16 protein-coding genes are annotated in these 17,794 nt (G+C 61.4%); 8 read left to right on the forward strand and 8 right to left on the reverse strand.

The features are described 5' to 3' along the window. The first annotated feature begins 4 nt into the window (after positions 1–4). Both ACN2XU_RS16410 and rimM read left to right on the forward strand, forming a co-directional pair. Complete coding sequence (locus tag ACN2XU_RS16410) at positions 5–169, forward strand: hypothetical protein (protein ID WP_419411535.1); 165 nt, start codon at positions 5–7, stop codon at positions 167–169. 3 nt (positions 170–172) lie between these two features. After that, positions 173–679, forward strand: a complete 507-nt coding sequence (gene rimM / locus ACN2XU_RS16415) for a ribosome maturation factor RimM (protein WP_419411536.1) — start codon at positions 173–175, stop codon at positions 677–679. Positions 680–712: 33 nt separating this feature from the next. Here the strand turns inward: rimM and speB are convergent, their stop codons facing one another. The 4 genes from speB to ACN2XU_RS16435 are packed head-to-tail and all read right to left on the reverse strand — an operon-like array spanning position 713 to position 4,382. After that, positions 713–1,669 (reverse strand): agmatinase, encoded by a 957-nt coding sequence (gene speB / locus ACN2XU_RS16420; protein ID WP_419411537.1) that lies wholly within the window; start codon positions 1,667–1,669, stop codon positions 713–715. Positions 1,670–1,682: 13 nt separating this feature from the next. Further along, positions 1,683–2,558 carry a C40 family peptidase gene (locus ACN2XU_RS16425; protein WP_419411538.1) on the reverse strand — a complete coding sequence of 292 codons (876 nt, stop codon included), beginning with the start codon at positions 2,556–2,558 and terminating at the stop codon, positions 1,683–1,685. Further along, a complete protein-coding gene (locus tag ACN2XU_RS16430; RefSeq protein ID WP_419411539.1) occupies positions 2,558–3,943 on the reverse strand; it encodes a leucyl aminopeptidase family protein in 1,386 nt (461 codons plus the stop codon). The genes ACN2XU_RS16425 and ACN2XU_RS16430 overlap by 1 nt, the downstream gene beginning before the upstream one ends. 58 nt (positions 3,944–4,001) lie before the next feature. Continuing rightward, positions 4,002–4,382 carry a hypothetical protein gene (locus tag ACN2XU_RS16435; RefSeq protein WP_419411540.1) on the reverse strand — a complete coding sequence of 127 codons (381 nt, stop codon included), beginning with the start codon at positions 4,380–4,382 and terminating at the stop codon, positions 4,002–4,004. A 152-nt stretch (positions 4,383–4,534) separates the two neighbouring features. Between ACN2XU_RS16435 and ACN2XU_RS16440 the strand changes: the two genes are divergently transcribed. Continuing rightward, on the forward strand, positions 4,535–5,182 hold the full coding sequence (locus ACN2XU_RS16440) for a carbonic anhydrase (RefSeq protein WP_419411541.1): 648 nt from the start codon (positions 4,535–4,537) through the stop codon (positions 5,180–5,182). 215 nt (positions 5,183–5,397) lie between these two features. Here ACN2XU_RS16440 and ACN2XU_RS16445 read toward each other — a convergent pair whose 3' ends face one another. Continuing rightward, a complete protein-coding gene (locus ACN2XU_RS16445) occupies positions 5,398–5,604 on the reverse strand; it encodes a hypothetical protein (protein ID WP_419411542.1) in 207 nt (68 codons plus the stop codon). A gap of 417 nt (positions 5,605–6,021) precedes the next feature. Then, positions 6,022–7,044 carry an aspartate-semialdehyde dehydrogenase gene (locus tag ACN2XU_RS16450; RefSeq protein ID WP_419411573.1) on the reverse strand — a complete coding sequence of 341 codons (1,023 nt, stop codon included), beginning with the start codon at positions 7,042–7,044 and terminating at the stop codon, positions 6,022–6,024. Between the two features lie 403 nt (positions 7,045–7,447). Here ACN2XU_RS16450 and ACN2XU_RS16455 point away from each other — a divergent pair, with 403 nt between their 5' ends. Next, a complete protein-coding gene (locus ACN2XU_RS16455; protein ID WP_419411543.1) occupies positions 7,448–9,316 on the forward strand; it encodes a polysaccharide biosynthesis protein in 1,869 nt (622 codons plus the stop codon). A 62-nt stretch (positions 9,317–9,378) separates the two neighbouring features. Here the strand turns inward: ACN2XU_RS16455 and ACN2XU_RS16460 are convergent, their stop codons facing one another. Then, positions 9,379–10,221 (reverse strand): LOG family protein, encoded by an 843-nt coding sequence (locus tag ACN2XU_RS16460; protein WP_419411544.1) that lies wholly within the window; start codon positions 10,219–10,221, stop codon positions 9,379–9,381. 267 nt (positions 10,222–10,488) lie between these two features. Here ACN2XU_RS16460 and ACN2XU_RS16465 point away from each other — a divergent pair, with 267 nt between their 5' ends. The 4 genes from ACN2XU_RS16465 to ACN2XU_RS16480 are packed head-to-tail and all read left to right on the forward strand — an operon-like array spanning position 10,489 to position 15,389. Further along, positions 10,489–11,745, forward strand: coding sequence for an imelysin family protein (locus tag ACN2XU_RS16465; RefSeq protein WP_419411545.1), 1,257 nt, complete (start codon positions 10,489–10,491; stop codon positions 11,743–11,745). A 55-nt stretch (positions 11,746–11,800) separates the two neighbouring features. Further along, entirely contained in the window at positions 11,801–13,342 is a 1,542-nt protein-coding gene (locus ACN2XU_RS16470; protein WP_419411546.1) for a di-heme oxidoreductase family protein, read from the forward strand. A gap of 1 nt (position 13,343) precedes the next feature. Next, positions 13,344–14,327, forward strand: a complete 984-nt coding sequence (locus tag ACN2XU_RS16475; protein ID WP_419411547.1) for an imelysin family protein — start codon at positions 13,344–13,346, stop codon at positions 14,325–14,327. A 3-nt stretch (positions 14,328–14,330) separates the two neighbouring features. Next, complete coding sequence (locus ACN2XU_RS16480) at positions 14,331–15,389, forward strand: DUF1513 domain-containing protein (protein ID WP_419411548.1); 1,059 nt, start codon at positions 14,331–14,333, stop codon at positions 15,387–15,389. Between the two features lie 99 nt (positions 15,390–15,488). Here ACN2XU_RS16480 and ACN2XU_RS16485 read toward each other — a convergent pair whose 3' ends face one another. After that, entirely contained in the window at positions 15,489–17,693 is a 2,205-nt protein-coding gene (locus ACN2XU_RS16485; protein ID WP_419411549.1) for an NADP-dependent isocitrate dehydrogenase, read from the reverse strand. Positions 17,694–17,794 lie beyond the last annotated feature (101 nt).

Here is a 17,794-nt window from a genome sequence, read left to right on the forward strand (position 1 = left end):
GAGAATGCGCTTGATCCGCCTGTTTGTCCTGTTGCTGATTGCCTTTGTTGCGGGCATGCTTTTCGAACGCAACGCGCAGGCCGACCGCTGCATCGCCCTTGGGGGCCAGTGGCTGCCGGGCAGCATTTGCTCTGCGCTTGATCCGGCCAATGGGGCCATTGAAGGGTGACACATGAGTGATCTGATCTGTGTCGGCGTGATTTCCGGAGCTTTCGGGGTCCATGGAGAAGTCCGCCTCAAAAGCTTCACCGCCGATCCCCTGGCCATTGCCGATTATACGCCACTCAGTCTTGAGGACGGTAGCGGCAGCTATGACCTTCAAATCACACGCGAAATCAAGGGCGGCTTTGCCGCGCGGATGACTGGCGTCGGGACGAAGGAAGAGGCCGACGCCCAGAAAGGCACGCGGCTCTTTGCTCCGCGCGACCGCCTGCCCCAGCTGCCGGATGACGAATTCTATCACGCCGACCTGATCGGCCTGTCCGTCTTTGACACCGGAGGCGCGGCGCTTGGCGAGGTCAAATCCGTCCAGAACCACGGCGCCGCCGACTTGCTCGAATTGATTGTTCCCGGCAAGAGCACCACGGTGCTGCTGCCCTTCACGCAGGCGATCGTGCCGACTGTGGACCTGACGTCAGGGCGCATTGTGGCGGATCCGCCCGAGGGCCTGTTTGACTGATAGAGGACAGACCTTCTCCGCGCGTCACGACACTCAATCCGCGACCATCGCACACAGCAACTCGAACATGATCGATGCACCGAGGAACGCGGTTCCCCCGGATGCATCGAACGGCGGCGAGACTTCGACAAGGTCCGCCCCCGCGATGGTGACGCCGTACAACTCCCGGCAGACCTGAAGCGCCTGAAAGCTGTTTGGGCCACCCACTTCCGGTGTGCCCGTGCCCGGCGCAAACGTCGGATCGACAAAGTCGATGTCATAGCTGACATAGGTCGGCAGATCCCCAACGACGCCCCGGGCTTCCGCCATCACATCAGCGACGCCCCGGTCGAAAAACTCTTCGATAGGGACAATGCGGATTCCAACGCTTTCGGCAAAGTCACGATCCTCGCTGTCGTACATCGTACCGCGAATGCCAATCTGGATCATGCGCTTCGGGTCAAGCAGCTCCTCCTCCACGGCGCGGCGGAACGGGGTTCCATGCGTGTACATCGTGCCACCAAAGTAAGAGTGGAACAGATCCGTATGGCTGTCGAAATGGATCATGCCCAGCGGACCATCCTTGGCGAGCGCCCGGAGTACCGGCAACGAGGTCAGATGATCGCCCCCGGCAGTCAGCGGTCGGATACCCTGTTGCACAAGGCTATCATAGAATGCCGTAATCCGCGCCATCGAGTCCTGTATATCCGCGGGGTTCGGCCCGACATCGCCAAGGTCGGCACAGGCGGCCATCTCGAACGGGCGCACACCGGTTTCACCGTGCTGCGCGCGGATCATTGTCGAGGCATCGCGCAGCTGGCGCGGGCCGTGGCGCGGACCGGGGCGATTGGTTGTGCCCGAATCCCATGGAACACCGACGAGACCGATATCCACCTCCCCGAGGCGCACGTGATCCGGAGGCAGATACGGCAACCGCATGAAGGTCGGCACACCGGCAAAGCGCGGCAGATCAAAACCGGAAACCGGGTGAAAGAATGGGTCGGAGGACATGATGGGCTCCTTGTCAGGTCAGGCGTGCGTGGCGTGTCACCTCACCGTCGCCCTGCGCGCGAATGCGGTCAACCGCCTGTGCAATCGGCTCATAAGCCACCGCCATATGATGCACGTTTGCATGCAAAAGCGTCTCCGCGTCGACAATCCAGGCCACATGCCCCTTCCAGAACATCAGATCACCGCGCTTCGGCGGCGTGTCTGGCGGCAGAGTCTCTCCCAACGCCCGTTCCTGCATGTCGCTGTCACCGGGGCAAGGAATACCGCAGAGTGTGCATCCGATCTGAACGAGGCCCGAACAATCAATCCCGAAACTGGAGTTACCACCCCAAAGATAGGGCGTGTCGAGAAGCCGCTCTGCGACAGCGACCGGATCGCTCTCCGGCTGCGTCAACGGGCGCAGGTGAGCGGCGGGAACATATCTCTCCAGGTCGCCCTGCTCGCCAACGCCTGACCCGGGCATGCCCACCCGCACCCACCGACCGTTCTGCTCAATAACATGCACCCGCGCCCCCATGGGCAATCCCAGGCTGCGCTGCGTCTGTTTGAAGTCGGGCTTGAGATAAGCATGCGTTTGCCGTGCAGAAACCGCGTGGCTTGCGGCAAACGCGCCAATCGGAGCAAGCTGACAGGCCGAAACCCAGCCACAATAGCCATCCTTGTCGCTGAAAACAAAAGCGCTTCCGTTTCGGTCCTCGATCACGCGCACCGCTTCGCCGAGAAGCAGCTGCCGGTCCATCGCGCCTGTTCGCTGCTCTGCCGCGAAGAGATCAACCGTCGCCCGGTTCGCGACGGCAGGCGCGCCCTCGACGAACCGCTCTGCCGCAACCTTTCCCTCCAAGGACACGTGCGCGACGCGGCCGTTGAACGGCGTCGTCCGGCGATCCATCAGAGGTCCAGAACGCCGGGCAAAGCACCGAGGATCGCGCGCGGCCCCTGCATCAACCCGCCTTTGCTGCGGCCCGGCGCGGGCGTTGGCTGCCATGAATAGATGTCAAAATGCGCGTAGGATTTCGCGCCCGTTGTAAAGCGCCGCAAGAACAGCGCCGCGGTGATGGCACCACCAAAGCCGCCCTTCGGCGCATTGTCGAGATCGGCGATGCCCGGTTCGATCATCGCCTCGTAAGGCTCATGGAACGGCAGCCGCCAGACCGGATCGGCGGCGCCCGGCCCGGCCGCGCTCAGGGCCGTGGCAAAGCCCTCGTCATCGGTAAAGAACGGCGCAAGATCCGGCCCAACAGCCACCCGCGCAGCGCCCGTCAACGTCGCCATCGACACCATCACGTCCGGCGCTTCCTCTGCTCCGAAGGCGAGCGCATCCGCCAGAACCAGACGCCCTTCGGCGTCCGTGTTGTTGATTTCAACGGTCATGCCATTGCGCGCCGTCAGTATATCCTGCGGGCGGAAGCTGTTGCCTGAAACGGAGTTTTCGACCGCCGGGATCAAGACGCGCAGTTGGACGTTCAGCTCCAAAGCCATGATCATCCGCGCGAGGCCGAGCGTGTTTGCCGCGCCGCCCATGTCCTTTTTCATCAAGCCCATGGACGCCCCGGGCTTGAGGTTCAGGCCGCCGGTGTCGAAACAGACGCCTTTGCCCACAAGGGTGAGCGTCGGACCCGTGCTCCCCCAACGCATGTCGATCAGACGCGGCGCCTGGGTCGCGGCCCGACCGACGGCATGGATCATCGGGAAGTTGGCCTCAAGCAGCGCCTCTCCCGTGGTCACGGAAATCTCGGCGCCATGCGCCTCGGCCAGATCGCGGGCTACATGCTCAAGCGCCTCTGGCCCCATGTCAGCGGCCGGAGTGTTGACCAGATCGCGGGTCAGGGACTCGGAATTTGCCAAGACCTGCACCCGATTGGCGTCCACGCCTTCCGGCGCAAGCAGACTTGCGCAGGAGGGGGTGTTGTCGCGGTAACGCGAGAAGCCATACCCGGCCAGAAGCCATCCAAGCGCCTCGGTTTCAAGGCGATCGTCCGGCAGTTCATTGGCGAGACGGTAAGTCCCCGGCGCCAGCGCCGTTGCCGCAGCGGCGAGAACAAATCGTTGCCGGGCCCGCTGCGCCGCTGTGCCATATCCAGCCAGGGCCGCGACCGGCGCGCCATCCTCGCCCGGCAGCATGAGAACCGATCCAATCGCTCCGGAAAATCCGCTCGCCGCAACCCAAGCGCGAGTCCTTTCAGTCTGGTCCGAGAGCCAGGCTTCAAGGGATTGCGGTTCCAGCACGTAAAGCGGAAGGCTGGCAGCCTCCGGTGCGGCAAAATTCAAGGGCATTGGTCATCCTCTTTCAGTTGCGCCACAGCCTATCCCGGCATGTGGCGACTGCAAGGGTTCAGACCGAAAACTCCTGAAGATCCCAAAGCATGGCAAGCGAGCTCTCTCCCATGCGCACCAGTCGTGCGATGGTTGCCGCCTCTGCAACACCATCACCGAATTCGATGCAGATCATGACGTCCCGCGCCACCTTCGACAGGCTTTGCAGGCCGATCTGATCCGCGATTGCGCCAAGCGCCCGCAAGCCTTTGTGCAATTCCTCGCGCGGTCCATTGATTGATTGCTCCTGAAGCTGGCAAAGCCGATGCGCAAGTTCCTCCATTGCGCGACAAACAACATCCTCGGCCGCGTTCAAACCAAGGTCATTGCGCAGTGTTTCGATCTGGCGCTGCTCGACACGCGGTTGCTCGGCCGGTGCCAGATAGGTTACGTCTTTCACATCTCACCCCATTCGGTTGGCCCCCACGGCTGTTGCAAGATGCACCGCAAGCCTTCTCAAATCCTTAGCCCGGGCCGGTCTTTTCTCTCGAATTCGCTTTGAATTCCGAGTATCGCTGCGTGGATTTGTCGAGAAACACTCGGAGAACACCCATGCACCCCGTTCGCCCACTGCCCGGATACCTCGTTCAGCGCTACCACGGTTGGAAGGCAACGAACTATTCCGAGAACAGCGCATGGTATCGCCGCCTCGCCAATGAGGGACAGCGCCCGCGCGCCATGGTCATCTCCTGCTGCGACTCGCGCGTGCACGTCACGTCGATTTTCGGCGCGGATCAGGGAGAGTTCTTCATTCACCGCAACATCGCGAACCTCGTGCCGCCCTATGAGCCCGATGGCAATCAGCACGGCACCAGCGCAGCGGTCGAGTTCGCCGTCACCGCTCTGAAGGTCGCGCATGTGATCGTGCTGGGCCATTCCCAATGCGGCGGCGTGCAGGGGTGCCTGGACATGTGCGAGGGCCATGCGCCGGAGCTTGAAGAAAGCACGTCATTCGTTGGTCGGTGGATGGATATTCTGCGTCCCGGGTATCAGCGCCTCAAAGACGCATCTCCGGAGGTCGCGGCCCGCGCGTTGGAGAAAGAGGCCGTGATCGTCTCCATTCAGAACCTCATGACCTTCCCCTTCGTCGAATCGGCCGTGGCGGATGGATCCCTGTCGATGCACGGTCTCTGGACGGACATCGGAGAAGGCGGGCTCGAATATCTCGACCCCGACTCCGGTATCTTCAAGCCGGTCTGAGCTAATGCAGTTCGCCCCTGTGGCCGTCCGCCGAGGCGCGCACACGGGGCCTGCCAAGGCGGGCGGAAAGCGTTCGGAGCGGTACGCCAAAGGCGCTTCCGGTACACAAGCTCTGTCCAGCTTCATTCAAGATGACCAGATGCCCTTCACGGAACGCGATGCCATATCCCTTTTTGGCAAGCCGGGAGGCGAGATCCTTCCAACTGATGGCTGCCTCAAAGATCGGTGTCAGAAATCCGCGTAGCAGGAGCAACGTTTCGCAGTCTTTCGGCGCGGGCAACCCTGTTTGTGCCGCTGCCCTGTTCCAGCCCGCATTGTCGTCGGTTTGATGGCGCATCGCTCATCTCCTTGCCTGTACTCTTCAGCTTTGCAGCAGAAAAAGGCAAAAATGCGGCCAATTCACCTCTATTGCGCTCGATCACGCAACAATCTCTTAACCTTTGGCGCGTTACCCGCACTGGCACTGGCTGACCTTCGCGAGGCTTCGCAATGTGCCGGATGCCTGTGCGGGCAAGTCCGTTTGGCGCGGCGGCGGAGAGAGTGAGAGAGTGCGTGAGCACGCCGCGCCCGAGATAATAGGGTTTTGAGATTTCCTCAGGCATGTCGGGGGTCGATCCGACTGCCTTTCCAAATCGCCGTTCTGACGATGAGAGCGGCAGTTGCCTGCCGGTAAGAACGGTATACAACAGAACACCGGCCATGCGCCAGTGACAGGGCGGATAGGCGACGGTTCAGGCGGAGTGCGCGACCTATACCAAGCGTACGACGCTTAAGAATGCAGAAAGGACGATGCAGCCCCCTGCACCGTCCCTTCGCAACAGTCAAATGAAGCTGGCGTCTCAGCCTTTCTTCAGAGCTTTCTGCCCAAGCAGTTCGGCGATCTGGACCGCGTTCAAGGCCGCGCCTTTCCGCAGGTTGTCAGATACGCACCATAGGTTAAGGCCGTTATCGATCGTGGAGTCCTGACGAATCCGGCTGATGAACGTGGCGAAATCTCCGACGCATTCCTTCGGCGTCACGTAGCCGCCGTCCTCGCGCTTGTCGATCACCACAATTCCCGGTGCTTCGCGCAGGATATCGCGCGCCTCATCTTCGTCGAGGAAGTCCTCGGTCTCGATATTGATCGCTTCGGAGTGCCCGACAAAGACCGGCACGCGCACACAGGTCGCAGTCACCTTGATCTTGGGATCAACGATCTTCTTGGTCTCGGCGACCATCTTCCACTCTTCCTTGGTCGATCCGTCATCGAGAAACACGTCGATGTGTGGAATGACGTTGAAGGCGATCTCCTTGGGGAACTTCGACGGCGGCACGTCCTTGACCGGGTTGTAGACCGCCTTGGTCTGCTCCCACAGCTCATCCATGCCTTCCTTGCCGGAGCCGGAGACCGACTGGTAGGTCGACACAACGACGCGCTTGATCGTTGCGCGGTCGTGCAGCGGCTTGAGCGCGACAACCATCTGCGCGGTGGAGCAGTTCGGGTTCGCGATGATGTTCTTCTTGGTGTAGCCCATGATCGCATCCGCGTTCACTTCCGGCACGATCAGCGGCACATCCGGATCGTAGCGGTAGAGCGACGAATTGTCGATCACGACGCAACCTTGGCTTGCAGCCTTGGGGGCATACTCCTTTGTGGGGCCGGAGCCCACAGCGAAGAGTGCCATATCCCAGCCGGTAAAATCGAAGGCGGCCAGGTCTTGTGTCTTGAGTGTCTTGTCGCCAAAGCTCACTTCAGTTCCCAATGAACGACGGGACGCCAGTACGGCGATCTCGTCCACAGGGAACTCGCGCTCAGCGAGGATATTCAGCATTTCACGACCCACGTTGCCCGTGGCGCCCACAACGACGACCTTGTAGCCCATTTGGCCCTCCATCAGGTTCCTGTCCTCAAGCAGACAAGAATGTCCGCTCGGCTGGCGCGCTGATACAGTCTAGACGCCGCAGGATAAAGAGCCAGTTTGCAGAGCACCGATTTGCTTAACGCTTTGGCAACCTGTGAACCCTTTTCGTTGCGAAATTGCCCTGTACGCCCGGGACGTAAGGCAAATTGATGCAAAAATGCTCAGAACCCGGTGGAAATCCGCCTGAATTTGCACCTGCAGAAATAGAAGACTTGCTTCATAAATGGGCATTCCTCTAGATAGGTGTCGACGACGCAGATACCCCTCTGGCGGGTGATCGCAACCAGCAGTGTGCGTGACTGCTCAACGATAAAAACAGTGGCCAAACGCCTGCAGAGCGGTCGCCACAGGGGACTTACGGCGGATGTTCTACGAAATAGTGACGGCCCTTTCGCGTCGACAGAAACAGATCGTATTTACTGTCATCGACGCTGTTTTCATTCCAGTCGCGTTTTTCATGGCCATCGCGCTCGAGGCATCGGTTCAAGCCAACTACGCAACGCTTTCACAACAGCTCCTGCTGGTGGTCGGGCTCATCGTTTCGGGGGCGGGTATTTCGTGGTGGCTCGGCCTGCCGGCCGTGAAGCTGGCGGCCTACGAAGCCCGGGGCATGATCAGAACCGGCGCTTACGCCGGGATGCTCGGCGTGGTCGGGATCGTGATGGACGCCGCCCTCGGCGGTGCCCTGCCAGTCGGCGTGTTCCTTATCTTCTCGCTTGTCCTACTTGTGCTCGCCGCGACATGGCGCGTTGGTCTGTTGCAGGTGACGTTGGAAATCTACCGCCGCGGGAAGACGCGGATGCGCGTGTTGATCTACGGTGCAGGTCAGACCGGGCAACAGCTGGTCGCCGCCCTGCGTCAGGACAACGCCATTCAGGCCGTCGGCTTCATCGACGACAACCCGACACTGCAAAGCGCGACGATCTCCGGCCTACGGGTCTACGCCCCGGCCCGGATCAAGGACCTCATTGTCGAAAAAGATATCGACCGTGTCGTGCTGGCAATGCCATCCATGCGCACGCCTCAGCTGGCCCGGATTGCCCATCGTGTGCGCAGCATCGGCTGCGAAGTCCATGCCCTGCCCTCCTTTGCCGAACTCGTTGGAAAAGGCGAACTGGAAGCGCGCGTCACGCCGGTTTGTCTTGATGACCTGTTGGGTCGCAATCGGCTTGAAAACGAATTGCCGGGTGTCAGCCACGCGTATACGGATCGCCGTATTCTCGTCTCTGGTGCCGGTGGCTCGATCGGGTCTGAGCTTTGCCGACAGCTCATCGCCTGCAAGCCGGAGTGCATTGTCCTTGTCGATCATTCCGAACTGGCGCTTTACACCATCGAAAAAGAGTTGCGCGATATCAGCGCGAATCTGACGATTGTTCCCGTGCTGGCCTCGATCTTGAACGACGGCCTGATGCGCGACGTGATGCTGGAGCACAAGATCGACGTGGTTCTTCACGCTGCCGCGTACAAGCATTTGCCGCTGGTCGAGATCAATCCCCTGGCAGGGCTGAACAACAACGTGTTGGGGACGAAGGTGCTGGCCGATGCGGCGCGGGATTGCGGCGTGGACCGCTTTATCCTTGTCTCGTCCGACAAGGCAGTGCGTCCCACCAACGTCATGGGCGCGTCCAAGCGGCTGGCCGAGATGCTGGTGCAGGACCTCGCCACGCGCAGCACGGCAACGCGGTTCTCCATGGTGCGTTTCGGCAATGTACTCGGCTCGTCCGGCTCCGTCATTCCGCTTTTTGAAGAGCAGATCGCGCGCGGGGGTCCAGTGACCCTTACCCACGGCGACGTAACCCGCTACTTCATGACAATCTCCGAAGCTGCTCGCCTGGTGCTCTTGGCCGGGTCCTTTGCACGGGGTGGCGATGTCTTCGTGCTTGATATGGGTGATCCGGTTCCGATCAAGAAACTGGCGCGCCAGATGATCGAAGGCGCCGGGTTCACAGTGAAGGACGCCGAGAATCCTCAGGGGGATATCGAGATCAAGGTAACTGGACTGCGCCCCGGCGAAAAGCTGCATGAAGAGCTGCTGATTTCTCCGGACATGCTGACGACACCGCACGCCAAGATCCTGCGTGCGCAAGAAGGCTGCCTGTCGGAATTCGAGATCGCCACCGCGGTCAAGGATCTTCGCCTGGCCGTGGAGACACGAGACGCGGCCATGGCGCACGGCGTGATTTCCCGTTGGGTGGAACAAGGTGAAATGCAGGAAGCCGCGCAAAACACCTGAGGACGGCAAATCGGCTAATGTGAAACCCGCGCAGCGACCGATCATCGCTGCGCGATTTGCGTTCAACGGCCCGGGATATCCTTGCGCGCCGGGGTGGGGCTCCAGTTTTCGATGACGTCGGCGGCCTCTTCAGCGGTTTCGACGAACTTGAACAATCCCAGGTCCTGGTCGCTGATCGTGCCCGCCTCTGACAGGGCATCCCAATTGATAATGCTCTCCCAAAATGCGCGGCCAAACAGCAGGAACGGCACCGGTTTCATGCGCCCGGTCTGGATCAGGGTGAGCGCTTCGAACATCTCGTCCAACGTCCCAAAGCCCCCCGGGAACACGCAAATCGCCCGCGCGCGCATCAGGAAGTGCATCTTGCGGATGGCAAAGTAGTGAAAGTTGAACGCAAGATCCGGGGTGACATAGGGGTTCGGCGCCTGCTCGTGCGGCAGGACGATGTTCAGACCGATGGACACGCCGCCTTCGTCTTCCGCCCCGCGATTGCCAGCCTCCATGACGCCCGGTCCGCCACCGGTGCAGATGACGTAGTCACGGTTTCCCGTCGCCTTCGACTTGCGCGTCATGATCCGTGCGAAACTGCGGGCTTCGTCGTAGAAGTGCGACAGCTCTGCCAGCGTCTTGGTGCGGGCTTTGTCTTTCTGATCCGGTGACGGGATGCGCGCACCACCGAACAGGACGATGGTCTGGTCGATCTGATGCTGATCGAGCAACATGTCGAACTTGAGCAATTCCAGTTGCAACCGGACCGGACGCAACTCATCGCGGCACAGAAAATCGTCATCTGCAAAAGCCAGACGGTAACTGGGCGATTGCGTCTGCGGCGTGACAGGCACGTGACCTGCGGTATCCATGTCCAGATGCGCATCGCGAAACGGGCTTCGTCTGTCGTCAGTCATTGGTGTGATGTCCTTGTTTCTCTTGCTTTACGAGTATCTGCTCAGGGGACGAAGCGCCAGCGAGCACTGATCTGCCGGGATCGCCCGAAGATTTCGCCCCCAACTGGCCGCCCAAAACCCGCGCCGTCAGGAGGGTGAATAGTTGATATTTTTTATCGGAATTGACATGTCCGAGTGATTTTGTCAGAAAACAGCCAGCGCGATTCAACGCCGCAACAGACTGGCCATGACAGAGCTGGTCGTGGTTGAACGAAAGGACAGGACTCCATGAAACGCACACTTTTGACAAGCACACTGCTGATCGGGCTTGCCGCGCCGGCCCTTGCCGACAAAGCCGCCGTCCTCACAACCTATTCCGATATTGCCGAGGCGACCTTTGGCGATAGTCTGATCAAGGCAAAAGAGTTGCAGGCCGCGATCGAGACCCTGATCTCTGATCCGACGGATGCCTCTCTCGCCGCCGCCCGCGCCGCATGGAAAGCGGCCCGCGTTCCCTATCTCCAATCCGAGGTGTTCCGCTTCGGCAACCCGGCCGTCGACGATTGGGAAGGCAAGGTGAACGCATGGCCCCTCGACGAAGGCCTGATCGATTACGTCGACACCAGCTATGGCGGACCGAGCGATGAAAACGAATACGCCGCTCTGAACGTGATTGCCAATCCGACGTTCACCCTCTCGGGCACCGAGATCGACGCCAGCGCGATCACCCCGGATCTGATCGCAAACACACTGCATGAGGCCGACGAGGTCGAAGCAAACGTGGCGTCCGGCTACCACGCAATCGAATTCCTGCTTTGGGGTCAGGATCTCAACGGAACAGCCCACGGCGCCGGCAACCGACCCTATACGGACTACGTACAGGGCGACGGCTGCACCAACGGCAACTGCGACCGCCGCAGCAGCTATCTTTCCGCGGCGACGGAGCTTCTGATCTCCGATCTCGAACACATCACGGAGCAGTGGAGCGACACCGGAGCCTCCCGCGCCGCGCTTTTGTCTGATACGGACGCCGGGATCGTCGCCATTCTCACCGGAATGGGATCGCTGTCCTACGGCGAGCTCGCGGGCGAGCGCATGAAGCTTGGCGTGCTGCTGAACGATCCGGAAGAAGAGCAGGATTGCTTCTCGGACAACACCCACAACAGCCACTATTACGATGGCCTGGGCATCCGGAACGTCTATTTCGGGGACTATGTCCGTGCGGATGGCACGACCGTGTCCGGCGAAAGCCTGTCTTCGCTTGTCGCCGAAGTCGCGCCGGAGGTTGACACCGAGCTGCGCGCGAATCTGAACCAGACAATGATCGAACTCGCCCAGATCAAGACCGCCGCAGAAGCCGGCTTCTCCTACGACCAAATGCTCGAACAGGGCAATGACGCAGGAGAAGAATTGATCCTGTCCGCCGTGGATTCGCTGCTAACCCAGACTCGCTCCATAGAGCGGGCGGTCACGGCCCTCGGTCTCGACCAAATCGGGTTCGAAGGGTCAGACAGCCTCGACAACCCCAACGCAGTCTTCCAGTAACAATAGTAACGGGGCGGCTCTTGCGGGCGGCCCCGTCTCAATTCAAGGCCACCGTATGTACCGCACACTCAGCATTCTCGCCTTTGCCGCTGCGAACGCGGCCGGTGCCGCGCCGCTCGATCTGCGTGATATTCACCTTGACCATCAACCGCGCACGTCCCAGGAGGCAGACCGGATTTCCGGGGTCACCCGTCCCACATCGGATTTCTCCGCTCCAGAGCAGTTCGAAGGACATCCCGCCGGGGCCGCGACCGTGCGAGCCAGAACCGACGCCGACGCATTTTCCCAGCCTTCGGCAAACATGTCCTTCGAAGACGAACTTGATTTCAAGCTGGGCAACGGCCTGTTTCGCAAGCTCTGGGTCTCCTCCCCCTCCTCGACACTGGCGTCCGACGGATTGGGACCGCTCTTCAATGCACGCTCCTGCCAGCGATGCCACCTGAAGGATGGCCGCGGCCACACACCCGAAAACGCCGAGGATGGCCGTGTCTCCATGTTCCTGCGGCTCTCGGTTCCCGCCGGTCCCGATGCGGAAATGACGGACATCGAACGCTATCTCGCGAAACTCGACGGGGCGGTGCAGCGCACGCGCCCTGATCCCGTTCTGGGCGGTCAGCTGCAGGACCTCGCGCTCGCGGGTCACCCGGTCGAAGGGCAGATGGACGTGACCTATGAGACTATAGCCGTGAGCCTGTCCGGCGGCGAGACCGCCACCCTGCGCCGTCCGACCTACTCGATTTCCGGAATGGGATACGGGCCATTGCGCGAGGACCTGCTGACCAGCCCCCGTGTCGCACCACAAATGATTGGGCTTGGCTTACTCGAAGCGATCCCGGCGCAGGACATCCTGGCAAATGCCGATCCGGACGACGCGGATGGTGACGGGATTTCAGGCCGGGCGCAGATCGTCTGGTCGGACGAGTTCGGCGCGCCGATGCTGGGTCGCTTCGGAATGAAGGCCGGTATGCCGACAATCCGCGAACAATCCGCCCATGCGTTTGCCGGCGACATCGGCATATCCAACCCCCTGATGCCCAATCCGGCCGGGGATTGCACGCCGACCCAGAAAAGCTGCGTCGATGCTCCGCACGGAGACGGCGATGGTCGCGGGACCGAGATCGACGAGGCCGGGCTGGATCTTGTCACCTTCTACAGTCAAAATCTTGCCGTGCCTGCACGCCGCGATCCCGGGTCGCCGGAGGTTCTGAAGGGCAAAGAGGTATTTTACGAAAGCGGCTGCACCGCCTGCCATACGCCGAAGTTTGTCACCCACCGTCTGAACGATGATAGCCCGCAGAGCTTTCAGCTGATTTGGCCTTACACCGATCTGCTGCTGCACGACATGGGCGAGGGACTTGCCGATCACAGACCCGAGGGCCGTGCAACCGGGCGCGAATGGCGCACGGCACCACTTTGGGGAATCGGCTTGACCCGGCAGGTCAGTGGACACAGTTATCTGTTGCATGACGGACGCGCGCGTTCGCTTCTCGAAGCAATCCTATGGCACGGCGGCGAGGCCGAAGCGGCCAGAACCCGTGTCGTGGAAATGCCGCCCGAAGAGCGCGCGGCGTTGATCACATATCTGGAAAGCCTCTGACATGCGCTACCTTGCCTTGATCTCTGTCCTTATTGCTTCGCCCGTCCTGGCCGGAGTCGATGAGGTCGTCGATACGCATATCCTGCCCCGGTTTCAGACTTTTGCGGATGCGGGCGCGGCCCTCGCAACGGCCGCCGATGCCGACTGCACCGCGACGGCGGTGCGTCCGGCCTATCAGGCGGCGTTCGATGCGTGGATGGGGGTCTCGCATCTGCACTTCGGCCCTCTCGAAGACAACGGTCGCACGCTGGCCATCGCCTTCTGGCCCGATACACGGGGATTGGTGGCGAAAACCGTGGGAAACATGGTGACCGAGCAAGATCCCGCAGCCCGCGATCCCGAGGCATTTTCTGACGTTTCCGTGGCAGGACGTGGCTTCTTTGCGCTTGAACGCCTGCTGTTCGAACCGGATCTGTCCGATTACGCGACAAGTGGCTACCGGTGCGCCTATGTCCAGGCGCTTGCCTCGGATCTGGCCCGGTCCGGCGCCGCATTGAATGCCGCCTGGGAGGCCTATGCCACGGTTCTCAAGACGGCTGGAGAGCCGGGAAACACCGATTACCTGACTGCGCAGGAAGCAAGTCAGCGTCTCTACACAGCGCTGCTCGCCGGTCTTGAGTTTACCGAGGAAACCCGGCTTGGCCGACCGCTTGGCACATTCGACCGGCCGCGTCCCAACCGCGCAGAGGCCCGGCGCTCCGGACGCTCCTTGCAAAACGTGATCCTCTCCCTTGACGCTCTGCGCGAACTCGCCCGGACGCTCGCCAATCAGTCTATTCCCGTGACCGAAGAGGCGTTTGAGACCGCGCTGTCCCAGGCCCGTGACCTGAACGATCCGGATCTGTCCAGCGTCGAAAATCCGATGGGCAGGCTCAAGGTCGAAGTGCTGGCGCAATCCGTCGGGTTCGTCCGCGACGCTGTCGAGGGCGAAATCGGAGAGAGGCTGGGCCTGACCGAAGGGTTCAACTCGCTGGACGGGGACTGAGCCATGCGGAGGCGCAACTTTATCGGGGCGCTTCTGGCCTCTTCAACCTTGCCATCGCTGGGCTGGGCAGACGTCGGAAGCCCGGCATTTCTCGCCGCAGCCAAGGAGCAAGACGGCACCTATGCTCTGTTCGGACTGACCGAGGCGGGAGAAGACCTTTTCCGCATACCACTTCCCGCGCGTGGCCATGCCGCCGCGGCCCATCCAACCGCGCCCGAGGCCGTGGCCTTTGCCCGCCGTCCCGGCACCTTTGCCGTGGTGATCGACTGCGTCGGTGGCACCGTCGCGCATCACCTTGAAGCGCCGGAGGGGCGGCATTTCTACGGTCACGGTGCCTTCATCGAAGACGGCGCGCTGCTTTGCACGACAGAGAATGACATCGCCACCGGCGAGGGCCGCATTGGGTTTTGGTCACGGCTGGACGGGTATCGCCGCGTGGGCGAAATCGCCTCTGGCGGGATCGGCCCGCATGAGGTGATCCGTTTGCCCGGCGATGTTCTCGCGGTGGCAAATGGTGGCATTCTGACCCATCCGGACAAGGGCCGGGAAAAACTCAACCTCGATACGATGCGGCCCAATCTGGCCTATGTGACAAGGGACGGCGTGCAGGAGACCGTCTCTCTCGCCCCCGACCTTCATCACGATTCGATCCGTCATTTGGCCTCTGACGGCGAAACCGTCGCCTTCGCGATGCAGTGGCAAGGAGCGCTCCCTGATCCGGCCCCCCTGCTTGGATTGCATAAACGGGGATCCGCGCCCATTCTGACCTCTGCCGACCTCGCCGAGCAGATGGCGATGGACGGCTACGCCGGAAGCGTTGCGGTGATGGGCGATACGGTTGCCATCACCTCCCCGCGTGGCGGCCGCGTACATCTCTTTGGTCTTGATGGCCATTTCAGAGCAAGCGCCCGGCGCGCCGATGTCTGTGGCGTCGCAGCCGGTCCGTTGGGCCTTATGGCCACCGATGGATTGGGCGGTGTCTGGGCGCTGGATGCCGGTGGCATGACACCACGCAGACGCGCGAGGCGGGCCTGGGACAATCACCTCGTGCGGATTGCCTGACCCGCTGTCGCGCGGGCCGGGCCTCATGATCGCGAGAGACAATGAAAAAGCCCCGCCAGTCCTGCGACCAGCGGGGCTTTGCTATTGGCGTAAAACCGTTCAGCCGATGATGGCGTTCAGCGTTGCACTCGGGCGCATCACTGCGGCGGTCTTCTCCGGGTCACCGTGGAAATAACCGCCCAGATCAACGGCCTTCCCCTGCTCTGCCGCCAGTTCACCGACAATCGCCGCTTCGCCTTCGTTCAGCGCCTTGGCGATGGGAGCGAAGTGTGCCGACAACTCAGTGTCCTCGGTTTGAGTCGCCAAAGCCTCGGCCCAATACCGGGCGAACCAGTAGTGGCTGTCTCGGTTGTCGGGCTCGCCGACCTTGCGGGACGGGCTGCGGTCGTGGTCGAGGATGCCCTGCGTCGCCATATCGACGGCATTGCCCAGAACACGGGCCTTCTCGTTGCCCTTCTGATCGGCGAGGAACTTGAAGCTTTCGCCCAGCGCACAGAATTCGCCAAGCGAGTCCCAGCGCAGATGGTTTTCTTCCATCAGCTGCTGCACGTGCTTGGGAGCAGAGCCGCCCGCGCCGGTCTCGAACAGACCACCGCCGTTCATCAGCTTCACGATCGAGAGCATCTTGGCAGAGGTCGCCAGTTCGAGGATCGGGAAGAGATCCGTCAGGTAGTCGCGCAGAACGTTGCCGGTGATGGCAATGGTGTTCTCACCCTTGGTGATGGTTTCAAGCGAGGCAACGGTCGCCTCGCGCGGGGCCATGATCTCGAACTTGTCGGCAACGCCCTTGGCTTCGAGGATCGGCTTGACGTAAGCGATCAGCTCCGCATCGTGCGCGCGGTTCGAGTCGAGCCAAAAGATCGAACGATAGCCGGTTGCCTTCTGACGGTCGATCGCCAGTTGCACCCAATCCTCGATCGGCGCCTTGCGGGCCGACGCGGAGCGCCAGATGTCCCCAGCTTCGACACTGTGCGAATGCAGAACGGAGCCATCATCCAGGATCATCTTGACCGTACCGTCTTCGGGGATCTCGAAGGTGGTCGGGTGCGAGCCGTACTCTTCGGCCTTCTGCGCCATCAGACCAATGTTCTGCACTGTACCGGCGGTGGCCGGGTTCAGCTTGCCGTTGGCCTTGAAGAATTCGATGGCCGCGTCATAGACCGGCGCATAGGAGTTGTCCGGGATCACGCAGTTGGTGTCCGCCTCCTTGCCATCCGGGCCCCAGCCCTTGCCGCCCGCGCGGATCAGTGCCGGCATTGAGGCGTCGATGATGACGTCAGAGGGTACGTGCAGGTTGGTGATGCCCTTGTCGGAGTTCACCATGTACATCGGCGGACGCTCGGCGCGGACCGCTTCGATCGCGGCCATGATTTCGGGCTCGTCCTTCACGCGCTCCAACAGGGAGCCCATGCCGCCGCTCGGGTTCACACCCAGCTCTTTCAACTTGTCGCCGTACTGCTCGAAGACCGGTGCGAGCCATGCCTTGACCGCGTGACCAAAGATGATCGGGTCGGAGACCTTCATCATGGTGGCCTTCATGTGCAGCGAGAAAAGCGTGCCTTCGGCTTTGGTCTTTTCGATCTCTTCGGCGAGGAATGAGTCAAGCGCCTTGGCGCTCATGTACGTTGCATCAACGACGGTGCCTTCGGGGTAGGAGACACCCTCTTTCAGGACCTTTTCACCGGACGCGGTTTCTAGAACGATCTTCGCGGTCGCAGCCTTCGGCAGGGTCGCGGACACTTCGTTGGAGAAGAAGTCATTGCCGTCCATGGCCGCGACGCGGGTTTTGCTGTCTGCGGACCACTCACCCATGCGGTGCGGGTTATTCTGGGCAAAGCTCTTGACGGCTGCGGCGGCGCGGCGGTCGGAGTTGCCCTCGCGCAGGACCGGGTTCACGGCAGAGCCTTTGATCGTGTCATACTTGGCGCGGACTGCCTTTTCCTCGTCCGTGGACGGCTCATACGGGTAGTCAGGCAGCGCATAGCCCTGCTCCTGCAGTTCCTTGACGGCGGCGACAAGCTGCGGCTCGGAGGCAGAAATGTTCGGCAACTTGATGACATTGGCATCCGGCTGCTTGACCAGTTCACCAAGCGCCGCGAGATCGTCGGAGATGCGCTGATCTTCGGTCAGGTGCTCCGCGAAGGTCGCGATGATACGGCCCGCGAGGCTGATGTCCCGCGTGCCGACGCTCACGCCTGCGGCGCTTGCGAACGACTGGATGATCGGCAGGAAGGAGGCCGACGCCAGCTCAGGCGCTTCGTCCACCTTGGTGTAGATAATATCGGGCGTGTTCTGATCAGACATCTTTACCAATCCTTTCATCGGTTCCCCCCTGCATTAGATCAACACAGACAGGTTTTCCAGCGCTGTCACGGCCTGCGTTTCAGTGCTCTTCGCCGCCGTTG

The organism is Pacificoceanicola niger (assembly GCF_048553275.1).
GTDB lineage: Bacteria > Pseudomonadota > Alphaproteobacteria > Rhodobacterales > Rhodobacteraceae > Pacificoceanicola.